The following is a 26,426-nucleotide window of genomic DNA, read 5'->3' as shown; positions in this document are numbered from 1 at the left end:
GGGCGTTCTCGCTATAAGTCTCGGCACTTTTAGCGACAAGCTGTTGTGTATATCAACCATGAGCCAGATTGAATCGCAAAACCCGGAACCTGTATTTCAGCTCAAGGGCAGCATGCTCGCCATCACTGTGATGGAGCTGGCCCGGACCAACCTTGAAGCGCTCGACAGGCAACTGGCGGCGAAAGTGGCACAAGCCCCCAACTTCTTCAGTAATACGCCATTGATCCTGGCTCTGGACAAACTTGCGCCGAACGAAGGCCCGGTGGATCTCCCCGGGCTGGTGCGTATCTGTCGCCAGCACGGTCTGCGCACCCTGGCGATCCGTGCCAACCGCATCGAAGACATCGCTGCAGCCATTGCCGTTGATCTTCCGGTGCTGCCGCCGTCCGGCGCACGTGAGCGCGTAATCGACCCGGTTGAAGCCGAAGCGCCGAAAAAGATCCCGGAAAAACCGCCCGAACCGCTCATCAAACCGACCCGCGTGATAACCGCTCCGGTGCGCGGCGGTCAGCAGATTTATGCCCAGGGCGGCGATCTGGTTGTGGTCGCGCCGGTCAGTCCAGGTGCGGAACTTCTGGCCGATGGAAACATCCATGTGTACGGCCCGATGCGCGGCAGGGCACTGGCGGGAATAAAAGGCGACACGAAAGCACGAATCTTCTGTCAGCAGTTGAGTGCAGAGCTGATTTCGATTGCCGGGCAATATAAGGTTTCCGAAGACTTGCGCCGGGACCCGCTATGGGGCTCGCCGGTCCAGGTCAGCCTGTCAGGTGATGTGTTGAACATCATTCGTCTTTAACGGATACTGCCGCAATTTTCAAAGTATCTCTGATTCGTCGCGAAACCGTCGTGAAGGCGGCAGGAAGTTCTGACAAGCACTGCTTTTCAGCGGGTATATGAGTTGAAAGTAATAGCTTAACGCTACCTTTCCGGAATCAGACCCCAGAATTGACACAATGCTTCGACGGGCGCGACGCAAGGAGATGCTCTTCAGGGACTTAATGTCCTTTTCCTCTAGGGGTGATACACCTTGGCCAAGATTCTCGTTGTTACATCCGGCAAGGGTGGTGTGGGCAAGACCACCACCAGCGCCGCTATCGGTACCGGTCTCGCATTGCGTGGTCACAAGACAGTCATCGTCGACTTCGACGTCGGCCTGCGTAACCTCGACCTGATCATGGGTTGCGAGCGTCGTGTCGTGTATGACTTCGTCAACGTGGTCAATGGCGAAGCCAACCTGCAACAGGCGCTGATCAAGGACAAGAAGATCGAAGGCCTGTTCGTGCTGGCCGCCAGCCAGACCCGTGATAAGGACGCACTAACCAAGGAGGGCGTTGAAAAAGTCCTCATGGAGCTTAAGGAATCGTTCGAATACATCGTCTGCGATTCACCGGCCGGCATCGAGACCGGTGCTCACCTGGCCATGTATTTCGCCGATGAAGCGATCGTCGTGACCAACCCCGAAGTATCCTCTGTGCGTGACTCCGACCGTATGCTGGGCCTGCTGGCCAGCAAATCACGTCGTGCCGAACGCGGCGAAGATCCGATCAAGGAGCACCTGCTGCTCACTCGCTACAACCCTGAGCGTGTCAGCAAGGGTGAAATGCTCGGTGTGGAAGACGTCAAGGAAATCCTTGCTGTTACCCTGCTCGGCGTGATCCCCGAATCCCAGGCTGTCCTGAAAGCCTCCAACCAGGGCGTGCCGGTCATTCTCGATGACCAGAGCGACGCTGGCCAGGCCTACAGCGATGCCGTTGACCGCCTGCTGGGCAAAGACCGGGAACATCGCTTCCTGGATGTGCAGAAGAAAGGATTCTTTGAACGTCTGTTCGGGGGTAATTAATGAATATTTTTGACTTCTTTCGTGACCGCAAAAAAGAAAGCACGGCCTCGGTAGCGAAAGAGCGTCTGCAGATCATCGTTGCGCACGAACGCGGCCAGCGCAGTACGCCGGACTACCTTCCTGCACTGCAGAAAGAGCTGGTGGAAGTGATCCGTAAATACGTCAATATCGAGTCCGATCAAGTTCAGGTTGCTTTGGAAAGCCAAGGCAGCTGCTCGATTCTGGAACTCAATATCACCCTGCCAGATCGCTGATCAGGCAGTCGCTTGCGGCGGTATCGGCGCACTTCTCAGGAAGCTGCGCCCTTACCGCCGTTGGCGTTCCTAGCGTTTCGAGGCCGTTGCATGCCGTTGTCGAACATCCGCATCATTTATCAGGACGCAGCCGTTCTGGTAATAGATAAGCCTACCCTGCTGCTTTCCGTCCCCGGCCGCGCCGATGACAACAAGGATTGCCTGATTACCCGTCTGCAGGAAAACGGCTTCCCCGAAGCCCGCATCGTCCATCGTCTGGACTGGGAAACGTCGGGCATCATCCTGCTGGCCCGCGATGCAGACACGCATCGCGAACTGTCGCGGCAGTTTCATGATCGCGAAACCGAAAAAGCCTACACCGCACTGTGCTGGGGTCAACCGTCGCTGGACAGCGGCAGTATCGACCTGCCTTTACGCTACGATCCGCCCACCAAGCCCCGGCATGTGGTGGACCACGAGGCAGGCAAGCACGCGCTGACATTCTGGAAGGTCGTCGAACGCCACGACACCCACTGTCGGGTCGAACTTACCCCTATTACCGGTCGCTCGCACCAACTGCGGGTGCACATGCTGTCGATCGGTCATCCGCTGCTGGGCGATGGTCTGTATGCCCATCCCGAAGCGCTGGCGGCGTACCCGCGCCTGTGCCTGCATGCGAGCATGCTGAGCTTTACTCATCCGGGCACCGGCGAGCGGTTGACCTTCGAGTGCCCCGCGCCGTTCTGATCTGAATGACACGCTGGCTATCGTGCAGATGCTCCGCGTCATACAGCTGCTCTGACTATCGTTCCCACGCTCCGCGTGGTAATGCCGTTCGTGACGCTCCGCGTCACACAGCGGTTCTGCGACTTCAGGTGGATTTAGGGTCGACTCAGGTCACCTTTTCGCCCCTCGGCGAGTTACTTTGATGGGGCCAAAGTAACCAAAGCCCCCCGCTCCTGTTTCCGGCCCGACTTCGTCGGGTTCCTTCGCCCTGTCACTGATCCGGGGCTAGCCGCAACGGGCCATCCATGGCCCGATGCGGCTAGCCTGGCGTCCTGCCAGGCTACCCCCGGATCAGCGCCAGGACTCAGCCGTCACTAACGTCGCACTCTGCGTCGTCAGTGCCACCGCGGTTGAAAAGCGCTTTTACTCTCGGCGCTGTGCGTCAGCTTAGACTATCGTGCCTGCGCTCCGCGTAGGCATGCAGTTCGTTACGCTTCGCGTCACACAGCGGTTCTGCGACTTCAGGTGGATTAGCGTTCAGCTCAAGTTACCTTTTCGCCCCTCGGCGACTCACTTTGAGGGACCAAAGCGAGCAAGGCCCTTGGCTCCGGTTTCCGGCTCAACTTCGTCGGGCTCCTTCGCGGTCGAAAAGCGTTTCTGTGGCAGCGGCAACGACTGAGCCAATGCGGTAAACTCGCGCCATTGCTGTCTGGAGCTATTTATGCGCGCAGAGTTGAACAAAGGCCTCATCGATTTTCTGAAGGCTTCTCCCACCCCGTTCCACGCCACCGCCACCCTCGTGCAACACTTCGAAGCTGCGGGTTTTCAACGGCTGGATGAACGTGATACCTGGGCAATAGAAACTGGAGGTCGTTACTTCGTCACCCGTAATGACTCTTCTATCGTCGCCTTCCGCATGGGCCGCCAGTCGCCACTCACCGGCGGGATTCGCATGGTTGGCGCACACACGGACAGCCCGTGCCTGCGGGTCAAACCGCAACCGGAATTGCAGCGCCAGGGCTTCTGGCAACTGGGCGTCGAAGTCTACGGCGGCGCGCTGCTGGCACCGTGGTTTGACCGTGATCTGTCGCTGGCAGGTCGCGTCACCTTCCGCCGCGATGGCAAGGTTGAAAGTCAGTTGATCGACTTCAAGCTGCCGATTGCCGTGATTCCCAATCTGGCCATCCACTTAAACCGCACTGCCAATGAAGGTTGGGCGATCAATGCGCAAAACGAACTGCCGCCAATCCTCGCGCAAGTGGCTGGCGACGAACGCGCGGACTTCCGTGCGCTTCTGACTGATCAACTGGCCCGCGAACACGGGCTGAATGCGGACGTGGTGCTCGATTACGAGCTGAGCTTCTATGACACACAGAGTGCCGCCGTTGTCGGCCTCAATGGGGACTTCCTGGCAGGCGCACGCCTGGACAACCTGCTGTCGTGTTATGCCGGGATGCAAGCGCTGCTGAACAGCGAAAGTGACGAAACCGCTCTACTGGTGTGCACCGATCATGAAGAAGTCGGTTCTTCGTCGACCTGTGGCGCAGACGGCGCAATGCTTGAACAGATCGTCCAGCGCCTGCTACCAAGCAGCGAAGACTACGTACGAACCATTCAGAAATCGCTGCTGATATCGGCCGACAACGCCCACGGCATACACCCCAACTACGCCGAAAAACATGACGCCAATCATGGTCCCAAGCTCAACGCCGGGCCGGTAATCAAGGTCAACAGCAACCAGCGCTACGCCACCAACAGTGAAACAGCCGGTTTCTTCCGCCATCTGTGCATGGCTGAAGAAGTACCGGTGCAGAGTTTCGTGGTGCGCAGCGACATGGCTTGCGGCTCGACTATCGGGCCAATCACCGCCAGCCATTTGGGTATCCGCACGGTAGACATCGGCCTGCCGACGTTCGCCATGCATTCGATTCGCGAACTGGCCGGCAGTCATGACCTGGCGCATCTGGTCAAAGTACTGAGCGCGTTCTATGCCAGCCACGAGCTGCCATAACATCTGCAATGATTGATTCTCGTGGGAGCGGCGTGCTGCTCCCGCGTAACAGTCCTGACGCCCGGTAAAAAACCCTGATTGAAGAAAATAAAGTTTCGCGGCTTACACATAAAAAACAACGCAGGCTTTATCGGTTTTACCCTCGGCACCTTTGGGCAGTACACCGTTGATTCGTTTATAAAGGGACTTCATGTCCCGAACCGCACCGACGTACCCTGTCGATGATTCAGTACGAATAACCCGGTTACGTGGCTCAGGCATCGTCCTCGTCGGTTTTATTGACGATATCGTCATCGTCGTTCACGTAATACGGAATGTCGGCTTCAACACCGTTTTCTCCCGTCCTGGCCACCAGTTGTCTGTACCGCTTACCATCCCAGAGCCTGAAAACAAGCGTGGAGTCTTCTCCTGCCGATAACGTGGAACCTTCACTGCCAATAAGCTTGCTACGAGCGCCTGCTGTCAACACACTGTTCTTTCCGGCGGTCAATCTGCTTTGGTCTCCCGCCATCAACGTGCAGTCATGCCCGCCGGTCAATTTGCTTCTGTCGCCAGCGGTGAGGTAACTGTTGTTACCGGCCAGTAGCTTGCTGCGGTCCCCCGCGGTCTGATTACTGTCTGCACCGGCGATAAGTCTGCTGCGGTCACCTGCAAGCTGTACGCTGCCTGCACCGGCTATCAGCGTGCTGCGAAAACCTGCGGTCTGCGAACTGCCCTTGCCGGCGATAAGCATGCTTTTGTGCCCGGCCACCTGAATACTTTCATGACCCGCAATCAACGAACTGCCATAACTTGCGATCTGGTTACTGCCGTAGCCCGCAGTCAATGTGCTGCGAATGCCCGATGTGAGACTGCTGCCATAACCGGCAATCAACACACTGCGAAGCCCGGCGATCAGCGTACTGCCGTAACCTGCCGTCAGAAAACTTCGGATTCCGCTGGTCAGGGAACTGCCATAACCGGCGATCAATGAGCTGTCCTGCCCGGCCGTTGCCGTACTGCCATACCCCGCCGTCAATGAACTTCCATGCTCGGCAGTCTGGGTACTGCCATAACCTGCCGTGAGCGTACTTTTATAGCCTGCCGTCTGCGTACTGCCATAGCCCGCGATCAGCGAACTCTCATAGCCGGCGGTGGAAGTACTTCCGTAGCCGGTGGTGAGCGAGCTTTTTTCCTGCGCGGTTTGCGTACTGCCATAACCGGCTGTCAACGTGCTCTCGTAGCCTGCCGTCTGCGTGCTGCCGTAACCGGCGATCAGCGAACTTGCATAGCCTGCGGTGGAAGTGCTTCCGTAACCTGTAACCAGGTCACTGCGTTCCTGCGCCGTTTGCGTACTGCCGTAACCCGCAGTCAACGTGCTCTCATAACCTGCCGTCTGCGTGCTGCCATAACCCGCGATCAGCGAACTCGCATAGCCTGCGGTGGAAGTACTTCCGTAGCCGGTGGTCAGCGAGCTGCTGTCCTGCGCGGTTTGCGTACTGCCGTAACCGGCGGTCAACGTGCTCTCGTAGCCTGCCGTCTGCGTACTTCCGTAACCAGCAATCAGGGAGCTTGAGTAACCCGCAGTTGACGTGCTTCCGTAACCTGTCACCAGGTCACTGCGTTCCTGTGCCGTCTGGGTACTGCCATAACCGGCAGTCAATATGCTTTTGAAGCTCGCCGTTTGGGTGCTTCCATATCCGGCGATAAGCGAACTGTTTGATCCTGCCGTTGAAGTGCTGCCATAACCTGCGATAAGGTCGCTGTATTCTCTGGCCGTCTGAGTACTTCCATAACCGGCGGTCAGCATGCTTCTGTAACTCGCGGTCTGGGTGCTGCCATACCCTGCGATCAGCGAACTGCCCGAACCTGCTGTTCCAGTACTGCCATAGCCCGCGATCAGGTCGCTACCGTCCCTGGCAGTCTGAGTGCTCCCGTAGCCAGCGGTCAGAATACTTTTGTGGCCTGCTGTCTGCGTACTTCCATAACCCGCAATAATGAAGCTCTCATGACCTGCGGTGCCCGTGCTTCCATAGCCAGCGGTAAGGTTACTGTCAGCACCGGCCGTTTGTGTGCTGCCGTAACCGGCAATCAGCGAGCTGTCGGCACCGGCTGTCCCGGTACTTCCATATCCTGCCGTCAGGGTGCTGCCTTCACGGGCAGTCTGGGTGCTGCCGTAGCCTGCTGTGAGCGAACTGCCGCTGCCCGAGGTTTGCGTGCTGCCATATCCGGCGATCAGCGAGCTGTCAGAACCTGCGGTACCGGTACTACCGTACCCAGCGGTCAGGTTGCTGCCTTCCTGTGCGGTTTGGGTACTGCCATAGCCCGCAGTCAGTGCGCTGTCACTTCCTGATGTCTGCGTACTGCCGTAACCGGCAATCAACGAGCTGTCGGAACCTGCCGTGCCAGTGCTGCCGTACCCGGCGGTCAGGTTGCTGCCCTCCTGTGCGGTTTGCGTACTGCCGTAGCCCGCAGTCAGTGCGCTGTCACTTCCTGATGTCTGCGTACTGCCGTAACCGGCAATCAACGAGCTGTCAGAACCCGCTGTGCCGGTGCTGCCGTACCCGGCGGTCAGGTTGCTGCCTTCCTGTGCGGTTTGCGTACTGCCGTAGCCCGCCGTCAGTGCGCTATCGCCGCCTGAGGTTTGCGTACTGCCGTAACCGGCAATCAGCGAACTATCGGAGCCTGCTGTGCCGGTGCTGCCGTACCCAGCCGTCAGGTTGCTGCCTTCCTGCGCGGTCTGAGTGCTGCCGTAGCCCGCCGTCAGTGCGCTATCCCCTCCTGACGTTTGTGTGCTGCCGTAACCGGCAATCAGCGAACTATCGGAGCCTGCTGTGCCGGTGCTGCCGTACCCAGCCGTCAGGTTGCTGCCTTCCTGCGCGGTCTGGGTGCTGCCGTAGCCCGCTGTCAGTGCGCTATCGCCGCCTGCGGTTTGCGTGCTGCCGTAACCTGCGATCAATGAGCTATCCGCGCCTGCGGTGCCGGTGCTGCCATAGCCGGCAGTAAGATGGCTGCCTTCCTGAGCGGTCTGTGTACTGCCATAACCAGCCCTGAGCGAGCTGTCACTCCCGGAAGTTTGCGTACTGCCGTAACCGGCAGTCAGCGAGCTGTCGGACCCTGCCGTGCCGGTGCTGCCGTATCCAGCGGTCAGATCACTATGGCTTCCCGCCGTTTCGGTGCTGCCGTAACCCGCGACGAGCTGGCTGTGGCTGTCGCCGATCAACGTGCTGCCGTAGGTCGCTGTCTGCAGCGTTTGCGTGGTGACGGCAGGAAGACTGCCCTCCGCGCCGACAGGAGCACTCACTGATGCCACGTCAAATACTTCATGACTGACAACAAGCTCGCCACTGGCCGGACGAACCTCGACTGTCGCAGGGGAACTTGTAGATGAGTAACTGGCCCGGTGCGTCAAGAGGTAATGTGCAGCACTGTTTTTGTCACCGACATGAACGACTTGCGCACGCTGGAATTTCACCATTCCGCTCTCGGGCAACGCAATGAGGTCGGCAACGGCTACTTCACAGACAACCCATCGCGCATCGGCATGCACACTCAAAAAGGCGCTGGTTCCAACACCCCACAATAAACCTGCCAGTCCATTTTCATGTGCTTTTGTGGGTTGCCAATGCCTGCACTCAACGGCCCCTGAGACAGGCCATACCAAACCACAGTGATCGGCCATGTTATTTGCACATGTCCGTAATACCAACGCTTTTTCGAGATTCATTACAGCGCCCTCATAGGTCCTTTAAATGAAAGTAGCCGCACTCATCAATTTAATCGTCAACGGCCAGCTACGGTGTCAACCTTCACATTCAACACGCGAAACTGCGCCAGGCAACTTACTCACCGACTACGCGCAACGACGCTCTAAAAACGTATCACACCCAACTAACAAATATTAATCAATATGAATTTTTAATAATTATTTTCGACAACCGGAATAAAAAACCTTAACTTTCTCAGCGCAAAATCTTTTTAAGTTACGCTCGCCCCCCTGGGACTTAAAGTCACTTTCTCATTAAATTTTTAAATAAGCCGGACGTCTGCGCGCACGTACTCGGCCTGAGCAGCCTGCACAGCCAAGGTTTTTCAATGACCAGGGAGGTCACGCCTTACTGGCTGGCACTCACAACTAAAAACGCGCTGAATGCACCGATATTAATTTACTGAAACTTGCCGCATTCCCGAAGTTTTTGAAGCGCCGCACTTAACTAAAAATTGCCCCGCACATTGGCGCGCACATGAATAGCATCATGACGCCAGTATTCAAGATCACAATCAATCAGTCGATCGCGCTGGTCATAGTTGATTCGCGCAATACGCAGGCCGGGGCTGCCCAGGGAAACCTTCAAGGCGGCTGCAGCGTCGGCATGCAGTGCCGTGGGGACCATATCGAAATGCACTTGTCCGTAATGCAGGTCATAACAGCGGGCGTAAAGCTCGGTGAGTGACTCGTTCAGGTCGTGATCGAGGATGCCGGGGAATAATTCCGGCCTCAGGTAATGCTCGACATAGAGCACCAGCCGCTGATCGATACGCCGGGCGCGGCAGATCTGAATCACGCTCGACAGTGCGGGCAGTTCGAGCATTTCGCAGATCATCGCCGAAGCCGGTTGCAGGCGCGCCGACAGCAGCTGAGTGTGAGCCACTCTTCCCTGCGCGCAGACCATTGCGTGAAAATGGCTGCGCCGAATCAAGTCATACGCCAGTCGTGGCGGGGAAATGAACCAGCCGCGACGCTCTTCGCGGTAAATAAGCCCTTGCGCCTCCAGTTGCACGAGAGCCTCACGCAATGTGATACGGGTGGTAGCAAACACCTCGCTAAGCTTGCGTTCCGCAGGCAGCTTGCTGCCATGCGGCAACAAGCCATGTTCGATCTGCTCTTGCAGAGCACTGCAAATCGTTGTTACCGCCCGTGGCACATCTTCGCGCATTCCGGTATCCATCTGGACTAGACCAGCTCTGTTGCGGGGCACACATCAGTGCAACCGACGCCGTTAACTCCGTTGCTTCAAGCCTAGGCCGGGCGCATGACCATTCTGTGACATGAGAAAACACGATCCATGCCAACTGCTCTAAAAAAAGGCCTTGAACCGTTGAAAAGCAAGCACGTTCCCATGGTCTACGCTTAGCTCCAGGCACTGCCGAACCACGTTAAAAACAGCTTCTGCCACTGAACACGACACGAAAATGTCATGCAAAAAGCCTAACTTGGCTCAGGTATTGCTGATCTAGACCAAACAATCCGCAACGAACACTTCTTGCAAGAAGCGCACTAGGAGCTCCGAATGAAACATCTATTGTTGGCATCACTCCTCGGTTCAGCCATGGCGATGAGTTCGCTGGCCATGGCTGCGGACACGGACCTTAAAACGCTGGAGGCTGCGGCCAAGGCTGAAGGCGCGGTCAATAGTCTCGGCATGCCGGATGACTGGGCTAACTGGGGTGGCATCTGGAAAGACCTGGAAACCAAATACGGCCTCAAGCACATGGACACCGACATGAGTTCGGCCCAGGAGATCGCCAAATTCGATGCGGAGAAGGACAACGCCAGCGGTGACATTGGCGACGTGGGTGCCGCGTTCGGCCCTATCGCCGTTGCCAAAGGCGTGACCCAGCCTTACAAGCCAACCACCTGGGAGCAGATTCCGGAATGGGCCAAGGACAAGGACGGCCACTGGGCGCTTGCCTACACCGGCACCATCGCCTTTATCGTCAACAAGAACCTGTTGCACGGCTCTGAAATACCGAAAAGCTGGGCCGACCTGAAAACCGGCAAATACAAGGTTTCCATTGGTGATGTGAGCACTGCTGCACAAGCAACCAATGGCGTACTGGCCGCAGCCATTGCCATGAAAGGCGACGAAAGCAACATCGAGCCAGGCCTGGCACTGTTCACCGACCTGGCCAAGCAGAAGCGCCTGTCGCTGGCCAACCCGACCATTCAAACCATCGAAAAAGGCGAAATCGAAGTCGGCGTGGTCTGGGACTTCAACGGTCTCAACTACAAAGCCAAGATGGCCAAACCGGATGACTACGTGGTGCTGATCCCTTCGGACGGCTCGGTGGTTTCCGGCTACACCACCATCATCAACAAATACGCCAAGCACCCGAACGCTGCCAAACTGGCGCGTGAATACACCTTCAGCGATGCTGGTCAGATCAACCTGGCCAAAGGCAATGCACGTCCGATTCGCGTCGAACACATCAAGCTGCCAGACGACGTGAAAGCCCAGTTGTTGCCGCATGAGCAATACCTCAATGCCAAGCCGATCAAAGACGCAGCTGCCTGGGAAAAAACCTCCAAAGCGCTGCCTCAGAAGTGGAACGAGCAGGTCATTATCGAGATGAACTGATTCTCTCCTGCGGCTCAGGGATGAAGTCGTGTACATCGGGCGAGCCAGACTCGCCCGTTCTTTCAAAGCGAGTCGCCCATGAAACACAACGTCATCCTGATCGTGCTCGATGGCCTCAACTACGACGTGGCCCGCCACGCAATGGGCCATCTTCAAGCCTGGCATGATGCTGGCCGCGCCGCGCTCTACAAGCTGGAATGCGCGCTACCCGCCCTCTCCCGCCCCCTGTACGAATGCATATTGACCGGGGTCGCGCCTATCGACAGCGGCATCGTGCACAACAACGTTTCACGCCTGTCTAACCAGCGCAGCGTCTTTCACTACGCTCGCGACGCAGGGCTGACCACTGCAGCGGCGGCCTATCACTGGTTCAGCGAGCTGTATAACCGCACGCCGTTCGACACGGCACGAGATCGTCATACCGAAGCAACGGAACTCCCTATTCAGCACGGGCTGTTTTACTGGGCCGATCACTACCCGGACTCGCACCTGTTCGCCGACGCTGAAAGCCTGCGCCTGAAACATGCACCGAACTTTCTGCTGATTCACCCCATGAACATCGACGACGCCGGGCATAAGCATGGCCTCGACACTGCGCAATATCGCAACACCGCACGCAATGCCGACATCATTCTGGCTGACTACCTGCAACGCTGGCTGGACGCGGGCTATCAAGTGCTGGTGACCGCCGACCACGGCATGAACAACGACCGCTCGCACAACGGTCTGCTGCCGGAAGAACGTGAAGTGCCGCTGTTCGTGCTGGGTGATGCGTTCAGCCTGAATGTCGATGCAGCGCCACGCCAGACCGACCTGTGCGGCACCATCTGCGAGCTGCTCGGCGTACATCACGACAAACCGGTCTGCCGGGAGATTCTCAATTGACCCGATTTTCCCGAGGCAAGGGGCTGGGGCTGTTGTGCCTGGTGCCCTTTGCCGTATTCTTCATTGTGTTTCAGATTGCGCCACTGCTCTGGGTGGCGATCCACAGCCTGCAAAGTGACGCCGGTTGGGGCTGGGAAAACTTCAGCAAAGCGTTCAGCTCGAAGTTCTATCGGCAGGCGATCCAGTACAGCCTGGAGATCAGCTTCTGGTCGAGCCTGTTCGGCATCATCATCTCCGTACTGGGTGCCTATTCGCTGCGCAAGGTAGACTCGCGGCTGCGCGATTTCGTCAACTCGTTCGCTAACATGACCAGCAACTTTGCCGGTGTTCCATTGGCGTTCGCGTTCATCATTCTGCTGGGCTTCAACGGCGCATTGACCCTGATCCTCAAGCAGACCGGGATCATCGATGACTTCAACCTGTACTCCAAGGCCGGACTGATCATCCTCTACACCTACTTCCAGATTCCGCTTGGCGTGCTGCTGCTCTACCCGGCATTTGACGCTGTGCGCGAGGACTGGAACGAGTCGGCGGCGCTATTGGGTGCCAGCAGTTATCAATTCTGGCGCTATATCGGCCTGCCGGTCCTGACCCCTGCGCTGCTCGGTACGTTCGTGATTCTGCTGGCCAACGCGCTGGGCGCGTATGCCACGGTGTACGCCCTGACCACCGGCAATTTCAACGTGCTGCCGATCCGCATTGCCGCGATGGTGGCAGGCGATATCACTCTGGACCCGAACATGGCCAGCGCTCTGGCGATGATTCTGGTCGGCCTCATGACTCTGGTCACAGTCGTCCATCAGTGGCTGTTGAAGAGGAGCTACCATGTCGCGCGCTGAACGAAGGTCCGCGGGCATTTACCATAAAACCGTGGTTTACCTGCTGTTCCTGATCCTGTTGCTGCCGCTGGCCGGGACCTTTCTGTACTCGATTTCCACCAGTTGGTCGGCGACCATTCTGCCCAGTGGCCTGACCTTCAAGTGGTACGTGGCGCTGTGGAGCGATCCGCGCTTTCTGGCGGCGTTCGGCCAGTCACTACTGGTATGCGTCGGCGCGTTGATACTCTCGGTGGTGCTGATTCTGCCGCTGCTGTTTGTCGTGCATTACTACTTCCCGCGCCTCGACGGGCTGATGAACATCCTTATCCTGCTGCCGTTCGCCGTGCCTCCCGTGGTCTCGTCGGTAGGCCTGCTGCAACTCTATGGCTCCGGCCCCATGGCCATGGTCGGCACGCCATGGATTCTGATCGGCTGCTATTTCACTGTTGCCCTGCCTTTCATGTACCGCGCCATCACCAATAACCTGCAGGCCATCAACCTGACGGACCTGATGGACGCGGCCCAATTGCTTGGGGCGAGTACCTGGCAAGCAGCGTTCATGGTCGTGCTGCCTAACCTGCGTAAGGGCCTGATGATCGCGCTGCTGCTGTCATTCTCCTTCCTGTTCGGTGAGTTCGTGTTCGCCAACCTGCTGGTCGGCACCCGCTATGAAACCCTGCAGGTGTACCTGAACAACATGCGCAACAGCAGCGGTCACTTCAACAGCGCGCTGGTGATTTCCTATTTCCTCTTCGTGCTGGTGCTGACCTGGGCCGCCAATCGACTGAACAAGGACAAAGACTGAAATGAGTTTTGTCAGCATTGAAAACCTGCAGAAAAGCTATGCCAGCACGTCAGTGTTCAGCGACATCAACTGCAGTATCAAGAAAGGCGAGTTTGTCACCTTGCTCGGCCCGTCCGGCTGCGGCAAGTCCACGTTATTGCGCTGCATTGCCGGGCTGACACCAGTCAATAGCGGGCGCATCCTGCTCGATGGCACTGACCTGGTGCCGCTCACGCCACAAAAACGCAACATCGGCATGGTGTTCCAGAGCTACGCGCTGTTTCCCAACATGACCGTCGAGCAAAACGTCGCGTTCGGGCTGCGGATTCAGAAAGTCAGTGCGTCCGAAAGCGAAAAGCGCGTTGCCGATATTCTGCGCATGGTCGAGCTGCACGACTTTGCCACGCGTTATCCGCATCAGTTGTCCGGCGGGCAATGCCAGCGCGTGGCTCTGGCGCGCTCGCTGGTCACTCGCCCACGCCTGCTGTTGCTCGATGAGCCGCTGTCGGCACTGGATGCGCGAATTCGCAAAAATCTGCGTGAACAGATCCGCGCCATTCAGCGCGAGCTGGGCCTTACCACGATCTTCGTGACCCACGATCAGGAGGAGGCGCTGACCATGTCCGACCGCATCTTCCTGATGAATGAAGGCCGGATCGTGCAGAGTGGTGACGCAGAAACCCTCTACACCGCTCCGGTTGACGTGTTCGCTGCAGGCTTCATTGGCAACTACAACCTGCTGGAAGCCGAAGACGCCACACGCCTGATGCAACGCCCGATCACCAGCCGCATTGCGATTCGCCCTGAATCGATCCAATTGAGCCTGACCGGCGAACTGGAAGGCGAAGTACGCAGTCACAGTCTGCTCGGCAACGTCATCCGCTACCGGATACAGGCCCGCGGCGTGGAACTGGTGGTCGACGTACTGAACCGCAGCGCCGACGACCTGCACCCTGACGGAAGGCGTGTAACACTGAACATCGAACCGTCGGCGCTCTGTGCTCTGAACTGACCGTGCTCTGAACTGAATTTGTTCTGCACGGATAACGCCATGCGCTTGCCGATCAAGACGCCAGACGTGAAGCTGACAGCTGATTCAACAGACTTTTAGGAGAAACGCACATGCCCCTGGCAATTTTCGACCTGGACGAGACCCTGATCGGTGGCGACTGTGCCACGCTCTGGAGCGAGCAGATGGGTCGCCTGGGCTGGGTCGACTCAACCTCGTTCATGCAGCGCAACGACGAACTGATGGCCGCCTACAGCGCAGGCGAGCTGGCAATGGAAGAATTCATGGCCTTCAGCCTGGAGCCTATGGCGGGTCGTACGCCGGAAGAAGTCGATCATCTGGTCGGCCCGTGGGTTGAGGATGTCATCGAGCCGATCATCTACAGCGACGCCTGCAAATGTATTGCTCAGCATCGCGCCAAAGGCGACCGGATTCTGGTGATCTCGGCGTCAGGTGTGCACTTGGTAAAACCCATCGCAGAACGATTGGGGATCGACGAAGTGCTGGGTATCGAACTGGACGTGCAACATGGCGTGTACAGCGGTGCCACGGTCGGCGTGCTGACCTATCGAGAAGGCAAGATCACGCGCCTGATGGAGTGGCTGGACGCCGAAGGGGAAAACCTTGAGGGGGCGAGCTTCTACTCGGATTCACGCAATGACCTGCCGCTGCTGCTCAAGGTTGACCACCCTAACGTGGTCAACCCCGATGCCGTGTTACTGGAACACGCGCAGAAAGCAGGCTGGCCGGTGCACGACTGGAGCTGAGCCCAGAGGCACCGACGAGTCAGACCAGGCTTTCGTCGATGACCAGCACGATCTTGCCGGACACCGTGTTGGTCGCCAGCTCTTCGAACGCAGCATCGGCATCCTTGATCGCAAAGGATTTTGCCAGTTGCGGCTTGAGGCGGCCTTCAGTGAACAGCGGCCAGACGTGCTGGCCAAGGTCGCTGAGCAGGTCGGCCTTGAATGTGTCATCGCGACTGCGCAAGGTCGAACCCATCAGCTGGATACGTTTGCCCAGCACGTGCGCCAGATCCACCTGCGCCTCGCGCCCGCTCATGATACCGATCAACACCCAGCGACCGTCCAGAGCCAGCAGTTTCACGTTGAGTTCGGCGTAGCTTGCGCCCACCGGGTCGAGGATGACGTTGAACGGTGCAAAATCGTTCAGGCCTTCAAGACTTTCGCTGCGTACCACGCCCCCCTGCGCGCCAAGTTCGACGCAATAGGCCAGACGCTCGGTCGAACCGACGCTGACCCAGACCGGGTTGCCGAACGCCTTGCAAAGCTGAATACCGGCTGAACCAACCCCACTTGCGCCTGCGTGCAACAACACCTTTTCACCCGGCTTGAGGCCTGCCAGCTGAAACAGGTTGAGCCACGCGGTGGCATACACCTCAGGGATGGCGGCGGCCTCATGCAGCGACAGCCCCTCCGGGACCGGTAATACGTGTCGCCCGTCGACCACCACTTCTTCAGCCATCGCCCCGCCCGCCAATAGCGCGCAGACGCGGTCTCCGACCACCCAGGACGTACCCGGACCGACTTCGGCGACCACCCCCGAGCACTCCAGACCCAGCGTCTGAGTGACCCCGGGCGGCGGCGGATACTTGCCCTCGCGCTGTAACAGATCGGCACGATTCAAACCTGCCGCAGCCACTTTGATACGTACTTGTCCCACATCAAGGGCCGGACTCGGCTCCTCGACCCATTCCACATGTCCTTCAACGCCTTGCAATGCCTTCACGGTGCCTCCATAGTGAGTCCAGACTGAGCCCGTGGCTGTTTTGCCCGGGCTTTTGCATTATGCGGCCGGGTCCGAAGGAACCGGCGACCTCACAGACGGCCTAATATGCGTTATCAATTGTCCTCGCGTCGAATCAGCATGAAGCAATTACTCCCCAGCACTGCCCTCGCACTGTTTGTCGGCCTTGGTGTTTTGCCGATGTCAGCCAGTACCTTTGCCGCCAACAGCTGGGATAATCTTCAGCCGGACCGCGACGAAGTGATTGCCAGTCTCAACGTGGTTGAGCTGCTCAAGCGACATCACTACAGCAAGCCGCCCCTGGACGACAAGCGTTCAGCGATTATTTACCAGAGCTACATCAAGCAACTGGACCCCTCGCGCAGCTATTTCATGGCCAGCGACATTGCCGAATTCGACAAATGGCAGTTCCAGTTCGACGACTTCCTCAAAAGTGGCGACCTGAATCCGGGTTTCACTATCTACAAGCGCTACCTGGACCGCATCAAGGCGCGTCTGGACTTCGCGCTGGCTGAATTGAGCAAGGGCGTCGACAAGCTCGACTTCAACGCCAAGGAAACCCTGCTGGTGGACCGCAAGGACGCCGCGTGGCCCAAGGACACTGCCGAGCTCGACGAGCTGTGGCGCAAGCGCATAAAAGATGAAGTCCTGCGCCTGAAGATCGCAGGCAAGGACCCGGCGAAGATCCAGGAAACCCTGACCAAGCGTTACAAGAATCAGCAGGCCCGTCTGAACCAGACTCGCGCCGAAGATATCTTCCAGGCCTACATCAACACCTTCGCCATGTCTTACGACCCGCACACCAACTACCTGTCACCTGACAGCGCGGAAAACTTCGACATCAACATGAGCCTGTCGCTGGAAGGCATCGGCGCTGTGTTGCAGAGCGATAACGACAACGTGAAAATCGTGCGTCTGGTCCCGGCAGGCCCTGCGGCCAAGACCAAGCAGGTCGCGCCGGCCGACAAGATCGTGGCCGTTGCCCAGGGCGACAAGGAAATGGTCGACGTGATCGGCTGGCGTCTGGATGAAGTCGTCAAGCTGATCCGCGGTCCGAAAGGTTCCGTGGTCCGTCTGGAGATCATCCCGGCCAGCAATGCGCCGAATGACCAGACCAGCAAGATTGTCGCCATCACCCGTGAAGCGGTGAAACTCGAAGAACAGGCTGCCAAGAAGTCGATCCTGCACCTCAAACAGGATGGCAAGGACTACAAACTCGGGGTCATCGACATCCCTGCGTTCTATCTGGACTTCAAGGCCTACCGTGCTGGCGATCCGGAATACAAGAGCACCACCCGCGACGTGAAGAAACTGCTTACCGAGCTGCAGGCCGAGAAGGTTGACGGCGTGGTACTGGACCTGCGTAACAATGGTGGCGGTTCGTTGCAGGAAGCGACCGAGCTGACCAGTCTGTTCATCGACAAAGGCCCGACCGTGCTGGTGCGTAACGCCGACGGCAAGGTCGATGTGCTGGAAGACGAAGCCAAAGGCGCGTTCTACAAAGGCCCTATGGCCTTGCTGGTCAACCGTCTGTCCGCTTCGGCGTCGGAGATTTTCGCTGGTGCGATGCAGGATTATCACCGCGCACTGGTGATCGGTGGCCAGACCTTCGGTAAAGGCACCGTGCAGACCATTCAGCCGCTCAATCATGGCGAACTGAAGCTGACCCTGGCCAAGTTCTACCGGGTTTCCGGTCAGAGCACCCAGCATCAGGGTGTAGTGCCGGACATCACCTACCCGTCGCTGATCGATACCAAGGAAATCGGCGAGAGCGCCCTGCCCGAGGCTATGCCATGGGACAGCATCAAACCGGCGATCAAACCTGCCATTGATCCGTTCAAGCCCTTCCTGGCCCAACTGCAGGCGCGTCATGAAGCGCGCTCGGCGAAAGACGCCGAGTTCGTGTTCATTGAAGACCGCCTGGCGCTGGCCAAGAAGCTGATGAACGAAAAAACTGTCAGCCTCAATGAAGCTGACCGTCGTGCCGAACATGCGTCCATCGAAAGCAAGCAGCTTGCACTGGAAAACACCCGCCGCAAGGCCAAGGGTGAAGAGCCGCTCAAAGAGTTGAAGAAGGAAGATGAAGACGCGCTGCCAGTGGAAGATGAGAAAACCAAACCCGAGGACGATGCCTACCTGGCAGAGACCGGGCGTATTCTGATCGACTATCTGGGTCTGAGCGCTGCCGTGGCAAAAAAATAAGGCAGGCTCATTGATGGCCATTTAGTTCCAACGTCATCAAACAGTCATGAAGCTGTCGTGAAATACGGGGCTGAACGCGCAAGCGCTCAGCCCTTTTTATTCTCTTCGAGACGACCATGCCCCTAACCGAACAGTTGAGCACACTGAGTTCAATTCTGGCTCGTGGTGATTTGCACAGCTTGTTCCAGCCCATCGTTTCGCTATCGGAACGTCGAATTCTGGGTTATGAAGCCTTGACCCGCGGACCTTCCAACAGCGCGTTGCATTCGCCCCTGAACCTGTTTGCCATCGCTCGACAGGCAGGCCGCCTGAGTGAGCTGGAACTGAGTTGCCGTGACAGCGCCTGCCGGCGTTTCAGTCAGCAGAAGTTGCCGGGCAAGCTGTTCCTCAACGTCTCTCCCGAATCGCTGCTCGAAACATCTCATCCACCGGGTCGCACCCTGGAAATGCTGCGTCGTTATCAGATCGCGCCCAAGGATGTAGTCATCGAACTGACCGAGCAGATGCCCACCGATGATTTCGACCTGCTGTACAACGCGCTGCACCACTACCGCGACATGGGCTTCTCCATCGCGCTGGATGACCTGGGCGCTGGTTATTCAAGCCTGCGACTCTGGTCGGAGCTGCGCCCGGACTACGTGAAAATCGATCGGCACTTCATCGACGGAATTCATCAGGATGCGGTGAAGCGCGAGTTCGTTGGCTCCATGCTGCAGATGGCCAAGGCTTCCAGAGCGACCGTGATTGCCGAAGGCATCGAATTGCCCGAAGAGCTGGCAACGCTGAAGGACATGGGCGTAAACCTGGTTCAAGGCTATCTGCTTGCGCGTCCGCAAGAACGCCCGCCGCGCGACACCCGCGCCATGCTGCCCAAGGCAGAGACCACCAGCGTGTCGCTGAACGAAGAAGCGGCAGACCTTTCTGCCCTGCTCAACCCGCAACCATCAGTGAGCCAGTCCACGCCCACCGCCGAAGTGCTGGAAGCGTTTCGCAGGCAGGCCAACCTCAACTCGCTGGCCGTGCTGGACGACGAGGCCAGGCCCTGCGGCATCGTCCATCGGCATTCATTGTCCGAGGCACTGCTCAAGCCCTTCGGCACCGAACTGTTTGCCCGCAAGCCGATCAGCCGCCTGATGAGCGATGACTTTCTGGCCGTGGAAGTCAGCCAGTCACTGCAACAGGTCAGCCGACTGTTGACCAGCCGCGCCCGGCAGCGCATCGAAGAGGATTTCATCATCACCTCCAACGGTACCTATCTGGGCCTCGGACGGGTGATCGATGTTCTGAAATTGATTACCGAGATGAAAATCCAGCAGGCACGTTACGCCAACCCTCTGACCCTGCTGCCCGGCAATGTTCCGATCCAGCAATGCCTGACGCGTCTCCTGCAACAGGGCCGCGAATCGGTGATCTGCTATGTGGACATTGACAGCTTCAAGCCTTTCAACGACATCTACGGTTACGCCCGTGGTGATGAAGTGCTGCTGTGTCTCGCGCAGTGCCTGAACGACCGTATCGACCCGAGCAGGGACTTTGTCGGACACATCGGCGGGGATGATTTTCTGATGGTGCTGGGCATTGAGGACTGGGAGCGGCGCCTGAAAACCCTGCTGGATGATTTCCAGAATCAATGCCGACGTTTCTACCGCGCGGAACATCTGGAAGCCGGTTGCTTCGTCGCCCTCAACCGACAGGGACAACGCCAGGAATTCCCGTTGTTATCACTGTCGATTGGCGTAGTACATCTGCACGAAGAAAGCTGCACGCTGGTCGATGCCAGCCAGTTGGCCGACCTGGCCTCACAAGCCAAACATTTCGCCAAGGACGTTGCTGGCGCGAGCATTCATGTGATCGATTCGACGCGGCTGGATTTATTGGTGCAAGCGTGAGGGTAGATGAGGTGAACGTGCGACTTCGCAAGCAAGCTCGCACAGGTTCGCAGTTGTGGGAGTGACCGGGGCGGCGATCCGCATTGCTCACGAAGGGGTCGATACAGCCATTGAAGATTCGGGGCGGGACCTCTTCTACTGCACTTCCACTTCCGGGTAGCTGTGTTCAAACACCCGAACCACTTCGGCTGCGTGCCACGAAGCGGCGGCGACGCCATCTGACGGCCCAGAGAAGCGTCCGAGGCGCTCTGCGCACTCAAAGAAGCCTGGGCGCGGCAGGCGGCTTGCGCCCTGACTGATCACCAGCGAGCTGCGCAAAGGCTGTTCCGCGCGGGCGTCCATGGCGGCCAGATGCTCCAGGGCCGCGGTCAGGGTCTGCATGGCCGGACTGGGCAATTGCAAACGCTCGACCAACGCGCGATAGGTCAGCAGATGACGCTGGCGGCGCGCCTGGTCGAGCTCATTGAGCAGGCCGTCCCAATGCTGACGGCTGATGCGCACGCTCACGACTCGCCTCGCCAGCCCGGCACTCCAAGCTCCCATGCCAGGCTGCGTCTGATTGCAGCATCGGGCTGACGAGTACCATTCTCGATCAACTCCAGATAAGACGGACTGATGCCGACCGTACGGGCCAGGCTGGCCACTTCAAGGCCTCTAGCCTCGCGCAGTGCCCGCAACTCATCGAACCCTGGAAGCTCACCGGCAGCGATGCCGGAAGTCGATGCAGCCGGTTCCTGGCGCGGCTTGCCTACCAACCCGGCAGCCTTGAGCAGTGCCTGGTACTGAGCCCAGGGCAGCACTGCATATTCCGGCTCACCATCACGGGATATCACTTGAAGATCCATAGAGTCACCTTGTGCTACACGACCGCATACTGATCAGGCTTGATTCATAGGCTGGCATCTTAACAGCGTAACGCTACGGCTTGTGTTCCATCCGTGAGACTTACACCTTACCCCGCTCTTTCTCCAACAGCGCCTGAGTCTTGGGCAACTGCTCGACCACGATGAGCTTCTCGGGCGGTTGCTGCTCGCGCCATGCGCGAAAAGCATCCAGTTCGTCGCTCAAGTGCTTGGTGACCCAGGCCAGCACTGCGATGTCATCGAACATTCCCAGGCCTGGAATCCAGTCAGGAATAGCGTCCAGCGGGCTGAGGAAATACATCAGGCCCGCGACAATGGACAAAATGGCTTTGGGGCTGATGCTTCGGTACTCTCCGCGCCAGTAAGCCAGGCACAGGGCCTGGAGCAAACGCAGATCGTCCTTGAGCTTGCCCAGACGATTACCTTCGCTATTGCCCTTGCGCGCAACAGCAAACAACAACCCTGGCAGTCGCCCCGCTGCCAGCAGACGCCGGGCTCCGGGCAGATAACGGATAAAATTCCACGGTGCTTTCATACCCACTCCCGTTCAGCAAAATGTCTTTCGATAAAAGCAGATCCGGCGAACCTGCCTGGCCGGTGCCACAAGGTTATCCACAATAATTGTGGATAACCTTGTGAACAGTGGCTTTTTTCATGCCTGAACTCCCCGTTATCGGGGGGCCACAGTCAAATCGGGCGTTTTTTACTCACAAAAAAGCTACAAAGGTGTGAAACCGGCGCCTCGCTCAAGCGAGTGCCGTTACCTTACCGGACTGTCGGACAATGCTACTGCGAGCGTCCATGATAGTGGGACTGCCCGAATGGCCAAGCGTTCGGGAAATAAGCCGGACACAAAAACGCCCTGTCGAGACAGGGCGTTTTCTGTAGCCAGGTAGTGCGTTACTTCTTGGCCGGAGCCGAAGCGGCAGGAGCTGCCTCTTCTTCTTCGTCGGCATCAGCACCAGCAGTCGGTGCCGCTGCAGGGTCCTTGATACCCAGCAGTTCAAGATCGAACACCAGTACCGAGTTGGCCGGGATAGCCGGGCTCGGGCTCTGCGCGCCGTAGGCCAGATCACTCGGGATGAAGAGTTTGATCTTCTCGCCTACGTGCATCAGTTGCAGACCTTCGACCCAACCCGGAATAACGCCGCCTACAGGCAAGTCAATCGGGCTGCCGCGTTCAACGGAACTGTCGAAGACCTTGCCGTCAATCAGTTTGCCTTCGTAGTGAACAGTCACAACATCGGTAGGCTTTGGCTGAGCGCCATCCGCTTTCTTGATGATTTGATACTGCAAGCCGGAAGCAGTGGTGACCACGCCGTCCTTCTTGCCGTTCTCTTCGAGAAATTTCTTGCCGGCGGCCGAAGCCTCTTCGCTCATCTTGGCCAGACGCTCCTCGGAGCGCTTCTGCAGGGCCGAGAAGGCTTCAACCAGCTCTTCGTCTTTGAGTTTCTGATCTTTCTTGCCGACTGCGTCTTCGATACCCAGGGCCACAGCCTTGGAATCCAGATCATCCATACCTTCCTGAGCCAGGCTTTTGCCCATGTTCAGACCGATGCCATAAGACGCTTTTTGTGCCGGAGTTTTCAGCTCTACGGTGCTGGCTTGCTTGTCACAACCTGCGAGTACCAGACCGACCAGGGCAATCGCCGCTGCCAACCGATGCTGTTTCATGCTAATTCCTTGTTCATGCGCCAAAAGGGCAAACGAGTAAAGCCGCGAGCTTATCAGGCCGCCGCGATCAATGGCTACCGGCATGAGAGGGAGAAAACGCCGATAAGTTCAGGTATCCAAAGGTTTTCCCGGCGCGGCACTGGATTGTTCAGTTGCAGTTCAGTTTTTGATTCGCATGGGAAACGCGCAGGTTTGCAGCGAAGGGCTCAAGGCACGGGGCTGACCACCCCTGCATGAGGCCAGCGATCACTGGTCTGCAGCACGCGCAGTTGCCCGGCTCGTGCCACTCTACGAACAAAGTCCTGCATATTGATCGTACCTGCGGCGAGTTGCGCCTGGATGGACTCAGCCCCCGAGTACACGCGCGACACGCTTCGCAAAAGCTGAAGCTCCTCGTCGGACCGGCTGGGTGTGTACGCGAGCAGTGCACCATCGGCTGTCGAGAAATAAACTGCCGACATCTCGAAACCATAGCGAATCGGCGGGCCTTTGGGCCGCTGTGCAGGCTTGTACCGATAACTGAACATGCGATGCAGGTCGTCAGGTTCGAAGAAATCGCTCACTACTTCACGCCCGCCGTCGGCTACAAGGTTGGCAGACGAAAAATACATGCCGTCAACACGATAGCCATCAGGTAACGCAGGCCGGTAGTACGCATCGGGGTGAAATGCCGAACAGGGCGCGTACACCGGGGTACGGTCTTCAAGGATCGGCTCGGCAATCCGGTAGGCGCGTGTTACCGGGTTGAACAGTAGAAAACCGATGATCTGCGAATGAATGCGAGTGCCGATCTGGCCGTGCGCGTAACGTGCAGCCTCATCGGCACTGGTGAATGGCACACTGAGGCTCAGCGGCCTGGGTGGCCATTGCACGGCGCAGCTTGCGGGCGGTGTTACAGAAGACGTGCGAGTGGCAGTATCGTCCGGATAAGGACGCCAGTCAGTAGACACTTTCCCGACCCTCCCCCACAGGCGGCTGGGCACTATCACTTCAAGGTCCCCGGCACCTGCAAGCAACCGGACCACATCACTGGGCATCATGGTGAGGTTCTGCAACGCCTTGTGGATCTGGCTGCGCTCACTCCGGTACGGCATGTTCGTCGGATCGGCAACGCGCGCAAACAAGGCATTTTCGGCGGCAGAACGGGACAATGTGTATTTAATCAGGGAGCCGTCAGGCCCGGAAAGATAGGTCGCCGGACAAATATCCTGATCATCGATCACTGCATAGATGTCGCCCGCCGAAAAACTGTTCGGGTAAGTAACCTTTTCACTCTCCGGCCATTCATCAAGCCCGGCCTGAAGTGACGGGTGAGAATGGTAAATAGCATAGTCGTCATGCCCTTGCGGGTAGAGCACATAGCCCTCCGCCTCATTGCGTGGAAAGACTTCGTTGGGGTCAAAGCTGAACTGGCTGCCATTCATGGGTTCGGTCGCAACGTACTTGCCATCCTTGCGAACCAGAATAAAGCCGCCGTATTCACGATCACGCCGGTTGCCGATTCGCTCATGGGCATAGCGCGCCGCATCATCTGGATGATCGAAAGGCACGCTGAACGCTGGCATGCCGGGATAGTGGTCAATGGACCGTTTTTCAATTCTTTTTCCGGGGTGCATCCGGGGCTCCTTGGAAGCCTGACTGGTTGAGTCATTAGCGTAAGGAAACCAAGGGCGGCAGGTGACATAGATGAATATGACAACAGGTAGACGCCGCGGCGCCCGGCAACATGAAACTAAAGATAATTTTTAACCGTTACCGGATGTGGTTCGATCCGCTGCGTGGGCGAATCTGCCCACCCCCTGTTTCGATCCCCGCGACTGGCGATCAGGGCTTATGCAGTTTGTCGTGCTCAGGAACGTTTTATGCAATCGAACAATCGTTTTCGCCCGATGCGCTCGGCGGCTTACAAGTTGGCAGGTCTTGCAGCCATCACCGCAGCAGTCATGGTGCCGGTCAGCGCTGCCTACGCCACCAAGAAGCCACCTATTGTTGTAACCGAGGGCATCAAGGCATACAGGCTGTGCACGGGCCCCGACAATCTGTCACACGTCATCGAGGGTTCGATTGATCAAAAGGCAATGACCGATGTCAGCGCCCTGCACTTCAAGGAAACCCCGGCGCACTCGCAATACGACTGGCACGCCGCGCCAGAAGAGCAATACGTGATCACCCTTTCCGGCACTCTCGAATTTTCCACCACCGGTGGAGAGAGTTTCGTACTGCGCCCAGGGGAAATATTGCTGGCACAGGACACCACCGGCCCTGGCCATCGCTGGAAACTGATCGACGACCAGCCGTGGCGACGCGCTTACGTCATTACCAAACCAGGCGACAAGGCTGCATTCGTACCAAAGGACGGGGCTGCTTCGAAGGGCTGCTGACGCACGGAGTTCAATGCGGGTCTTGCAGCGGGACAACCCGATCCAGACTGGCAAAACGCTCCACCAGAAAATCGATCAGACAACGCACCCTGGCGGACAGATGCAACTGCTGCGGATAGACCGCGTAGACGTCCGCCCGAGTGGGGGTCTGGTCTTCAAGCACCAGACGCAAACGGCCACTGCGCACGTACCGGGCAATGTCCCATTCGGCGCGCAGCAAAATGCCGAACCCTTCCAGCGCCCAGTTCAGCGCGACCTCACCGTCGTTGCAGCCCAATGCGCCATGTACCTTGACGTTCTGCGTACGCCCCCCGTTGCTGAAGCTCCACACCCCGTAGGGTGTTTCGTTCTGACGCAAAAAAATACAGTTGTGGTGCTGCAGTTCCGCCAGACGTGTCGGCGTACCGTGCTTTTCCAGGTACAGCGGTGATGCGCAGAGCAGACGTCGATTGGACGCGATCTTGCGCGCATGAAAGGCCGCATCCGGAAGACTGCCGAAACGAATGCCCAGATCAAAACCATGGGTGGTCAGATCCAGTGGGTGGTCACTGATTTCCAGCTGGATCTGCACCTCGGGGTAACGGGCAAAAAAAGCCGCCAGTGCCGGGCCTATATGGCGGCGACCGAAACCCAGTGAAGCGTTGACCCTGATTAGCCCTTTGGGGCTGGCAGAACTGCTGGTGATCAACTGCTCGACTTCATCGATCTGGGTCAGAATCCGCGCCGCATGACTGAAATACAACTCGCCCTCGGCAGTCAGACTCATGGACCGCGTGGTGCGATTCACCAGGCGCGTGCCCAGCCGCGCTTCCAGAAGACTCAAGCGCTTGCTGATGGCAGGCGGCGTCACGCCCAGTTCGCGGGCTGTTGCGGCAAGGCTGCCCTGCTGAGCCAACAGATGGAAAAACGACAGGTCCTGTGTCTGGTTCATTGGTAACTCAAAGTTAATTATGTAGTGATTTCGAGTAACTCATACGTTCCGGCTCACTACATATACTCCGTC

At 57.9% G+C, this 26,426-nt stretch carries 24 protein-coding genes; 15 read left to right on the top strand and 9 right to left on the bottom strand.

All coding sequences use genetic code 11. The annotated features are described in order from the left end of the window. The first annotated feature begins 58 nt into the window (after nt 1-58). The 5 genes from minC to RGM3321_RS12990 all read left to right on the top strand — a co-directional run bounded on the left by minC (nt 59) and on the right by RGM3321_RS12990 (nt 4,813). On the top strand, nt 59-799 hold the full coding sequence (minC, locus tag RGM3321_RS13010) for a septum site-determining protein MinC (RefSeq protein WP_244393358.1): 741 nt from the start codon (nt 59-61) through the stop codon (nt 797-799). Nucleotides 800-1,030: 231 nt separating this feature from the next. Next, on the top strand, nt 1,031-1,843 hold the full coding sequence (gene minD, locus RGM3321_RS13005) for a septum site-determining protein MinD (RefSeq protein ID WP_003382726.1): 813 nt from the start codon (nt 1,031-1,033) through the stop codon (nt 1,841-1,843). After that, the gene (gene minE / locus RGM3321_RS13000) at nt 1,843-2,097 is read left to right on the top strand and encodes a cell division topological specificity factor MinE (protein WP_002552653.1); all 255 of its coding nucleotides are present in this window, start codon (nt 1,843-1,845) and stop codon (nt 2,095-2,097) included. The genes minD and minE overlap by 1 nt, the downstream gene beginning before the upstream one ends. 90 nt (nt 2,098-2,187) lie before the next feature. Beyond that, nucleotides 2,188-2,823, top strand: coding sequence for an RluA family pseudouridine synthase (locus tag RGM3321_RS12995; RefSeq protein ID WP_122258285.1), 636 nt, complete (start codon nt 2,188-2,190; stop codon nt 2,821-2,823). 700 nt (nt 2,824-3,523) lie between these two features. Next, nucleotides 3,524-4,813 (top strand): M18 family aminopeptidase, encoded by a 1,290-nt coding sequence (locus tag RGM3321_RS12990; protein WP_122258286.1) that lies wholly within the window; start codon nt 3,524-3,526, stop codon nt 4,811-4,813. A gap of 253 nt (nt 4,814-5,066) precedes the next feature. On the opposite strand, the gene RGM3321_RS12985 is transcribed toward RGM3321_RS12990, so the two are convergent. Next, nucleotides 5,067-8,096: an Ice nucleation protein gene (locus RGM3321_RS12985; RefSeq protein WP_244393357.1), complete on the bottom strand. Its 3,030-nt coding sequence runs from the start codon at nt 8,094-8,096 to the stop codon at nt 5,067-5,069. 114 nt (nt 8,097-8,210) lie between these two features. Here RGM3321_RS12985 and RGM3321_RS12980 point away from each other — a divergent pair, with 114 nt between their 5' ends. Then, the gene (locus RGM3321_RS12980) at nt 8,211-8,378 is read left to right on the top strand and encodes a hypothetical protein (protein WP_244393356.1); all 168 of its coding nucleotides are present in this window, start codon (nt 8,211-8,213) and stop codon (nt 8,376-8,378) included. A gap of 628 nt (nt 8,379-9,006) precedes the next feature. Here the strand turns inward: RGM3321_RS12980 and RGM3321_RS12975 are convergent. After that, nucleotides 9,007-9,729: a UTRA domain-containing protein gene (locus tag RGM3321_RS12975; RefSeq protein WP_244393355.1), complete on the bottom strand. Its 723-nt coding sequence runs from the start codon at nt 9,727-9,729 to the stop codon at nt 9,007-9,009. 354 nt (nt 9,730-10,083) lie between these two features. Here RGM3321_RS12975 and RGM3321_RS12970 point away from each other — a divergent pair, with 354 nt between their 5' ends. The 6 genes from RGM3321_RS12970 (at nt 10,084) to RGM3321_RS12945 (ending at nt 15,414) form a co-directional block, all read left to right on the top strand. Continuing rightward, nucleotides 10,084-11,151, top strand: a complete 1,068-nt coding sequence (locus RGM3321_RS12970; RefSeq protein ID WP_219171125.1) for an ABC transporter substrate-binding protein — start codon at nt 10,084-10,086, stop codon at nt 11,149-11,151. Nucleotides 11,152-11,229: 78 nt separating this feature from the next. Further along, entirely contained in the window at nt 11,230-12,036 is an 807-nt protein-coding gene (locus RGM3321_RS12965) for an alkaline phosphatase family protein (protein ID WP_058399782.1), read from the top strand. Beyond that, nucleotides 12,033-12,875: an ABC transporter permease subunit gene (locus RGM3321_RS12960; RefSeq protein ID WP_244393354.1), complete on the top strand. Its 843-nt coding sequence runs from the start codon at nt 12,033-12,035 to the stop codon at nt 12,873-12,875. The genes RGM3321_RS12965 and RGM3321_RS12960 overlap by 4 nt, the downstream gene beginning before the upstream one ends. After that, nucleotides 12,862-13,659, top strand: a complete 798-nt coding sequence (locus RGM3321_RS12955; RefSeq protein ID WP_244393353.1) for an ABC transporter permease — start codon at nt 12,862-12,864, stop codon at nt 13,657-13,659. The genes RGM3321_RS12960 and RGM3321_RS12955 overlap by 14 nt, the downstream gene beginning before the upstream one ends. Before the next feature lies 1 nt (nt 13,660). After that, on the top strand, nt 13,661-14,650 hold the full coding sequence (locus RGM3321_RS12950) for an ABC transporter ATP-binding protein (RefSeq protein WP_057402091.1): 990 nt from the start codon (nt 13,661-13,663) through the stop codon (nt 14,648-14,650). Nucleotides 14,651-14,760: 110 nt separating this feature from the next. Further along, the gene (locus tag RGM3321_RS12945; RefSeq protein ID WP_219171124.1) at nt 14,761-15,414 is read left to right on the top strand and encodes an HAD family hydrolase; all 654 of its coding nucleotides are present in this window, start codon (nt 14,761-14,763) and stop codon (nt 15,412-15,414) included. Nucleotides 15,415-15,433: 19 nt separating this feature from the next. On the opposite strand, the gene RGM3321_RS12940 is transcribed toward RGM3321_RS12945, so the two are convergent. Then, entirely contained in the window at nt 15,434-16,396 is a 963-nt protein-coding gene (locus RGM3321_RS12940) for an NAD(P)H-quinone oxidoreductase (protein ID WP_244393352.1), read from the bottom strand. 138 nt (nt 16,397-16,534) lie between these two features. On the opposite strand from RGM3321_RS12940, the gene RGM3321_RS12935 reads away from it, so the two are divergent. Then, a complete protein-coding gene (locus RGM3321_RS12935) occupies nt 16,535-18,616 on the top strand; it encodes a carboxy terminal-processing peptidase (RefSeq protein WP_244393351.1) in 2,082 nt (693 codons plus the stop codon). 116 nt (nt 18,617-18,732) lie between these two features. Continuing rightward, nucleotides 18,733-20,505: a bifunctional diguanylate cyclase/phosphodiesterase gene (locus RGM3321_RS12930; protein WP_244393350.1), complete on the top strand. Its 1,773-nt coding sequence runs from the start codon at nt 18,733-18,735 to the stop codon at nt 20,503-20,505. A 135-nt stretch (nt 20,506-20,640) separates the two neighbouring features. Here RGM3321_RS12930 and RGM3321_RS12925 read toward each other — a convergent pair whose 3' ends face one another. The 5 genes from RGM3321_RS12925 to RGM3321_RS12905 all read right to left on the bottom strand — a co-directional run bounded on the left by RGM3321_RS12925 (nt 20,641) and on the right by RGM3321_RS12905 (nt 24,658). After that, complete coding sequence (locus tag RGM3321_RS12925; protein WP_057442012.1) at nt 20,641-21,012, bottom strand: hypothetical protein; 372 nt, start codon at nt 21,010-21,012, stop codon at nt 20,641-20,643. Then, nucleotides 21,009-21,350 carry a helix-turn-helix transcriptional regulator gene (locus tag RGM3321_RS12920; RefSeq protein WP_244393349.1) on the bottom strand — a complete coding sequence of 114 codons (342 nt, stop codon included), beginning with the start codon at nt 21,348-21,350 and terminating at the stop codon, nt 21,009-21,011. Before RGM3321_RS12920 ends, RGM3321_RS12925 begins: the two co-directional genes overlap by 4 nt. A 100-nt stretch (nt 21,351-21,450) precedes the next feature. After that, nucleotides 21,451-21,903: a YkvA family protein gene (locus RGM3321_RS12915; RefSeq protein ID WP_002552636.1), complete on the bottom strand. Its 453-nt coding sequence runs from the start codon at nt 21,901-21,903 to the stop codon at nt 21,451-21,453. 365 nt (nt 21,904-22,268) lie between these two features. Further along, a complete protein-coding gene (locus RGM3321_RS12910) occupies nt 22,269-23,042 on the bottom strand; it encodes an FKBP-type peptidyl-prolyl cis-trans isomerase (RefSeq protein WP_002552635.1) in 774 nt (257 codons plus the stop codon). Between the two features lie 206 nt (nt 23,043-23,248). Next, the gene (locus RGM3321_RS12905) at nt 23,249-24,658 is read right to left on the bottom strand and encodes a DUF4329 domain-containing protein (protein ID WP_244393348.1); all 1,410 of its coding nucleotides are present in this window, start codon (nt 24,656-24,658) and stop codon (nt 23,249-23,251) included. 246 nt (nt 24,659-24,904) lie between these two features. Here RGM3321_RS12905 and RGM3321_RS12900 point away from each other — a divergent pair, with 246 nt between their 5' ends. After that, nucleotides 24,905-25,423 (top strand): hypothetical protein, encoded by a 519-nt coding sequence (locus tag RGM3321_RS12900; RefSeq protein WP_244393347.1) that lies wholly within the window; start codon nt 24,905-24,907, stop codon nt 25,421-25,423. Between the two features lie 10 nt (nt 25,424-25,433). Here the strand turns inward: RGM3321_RS12900 and RGM3321_RS12895 are convergent, their stop codons facing one another. Then, a complete protein-coding gene (locus tag RGM3321_RS12895; protein WP_244393346.1) occupies nt 25,434-26,354 on the bottom strand; it encodes a LysR family transcriptional regulator in 921 nt (306 codons plus the stop codon). Nucleotides 26,355-26,426 lie beyond the last annotated feature (72 nt).

This window comes from Pseudomonas sp. RGM 3321 (assembly GCF_022836805.1).
GTDB lineage: Bacteria > Pseudomonadota > Gammaproteobacteria > Pseudomonadales > Pseudomonadaceae > Aquipseudomonas.
The sequence above is the reverse complement of the archived record's forward strand: the minus strand, read 5'-3'. Positions and strand labels throughout refer to the sequence as shown.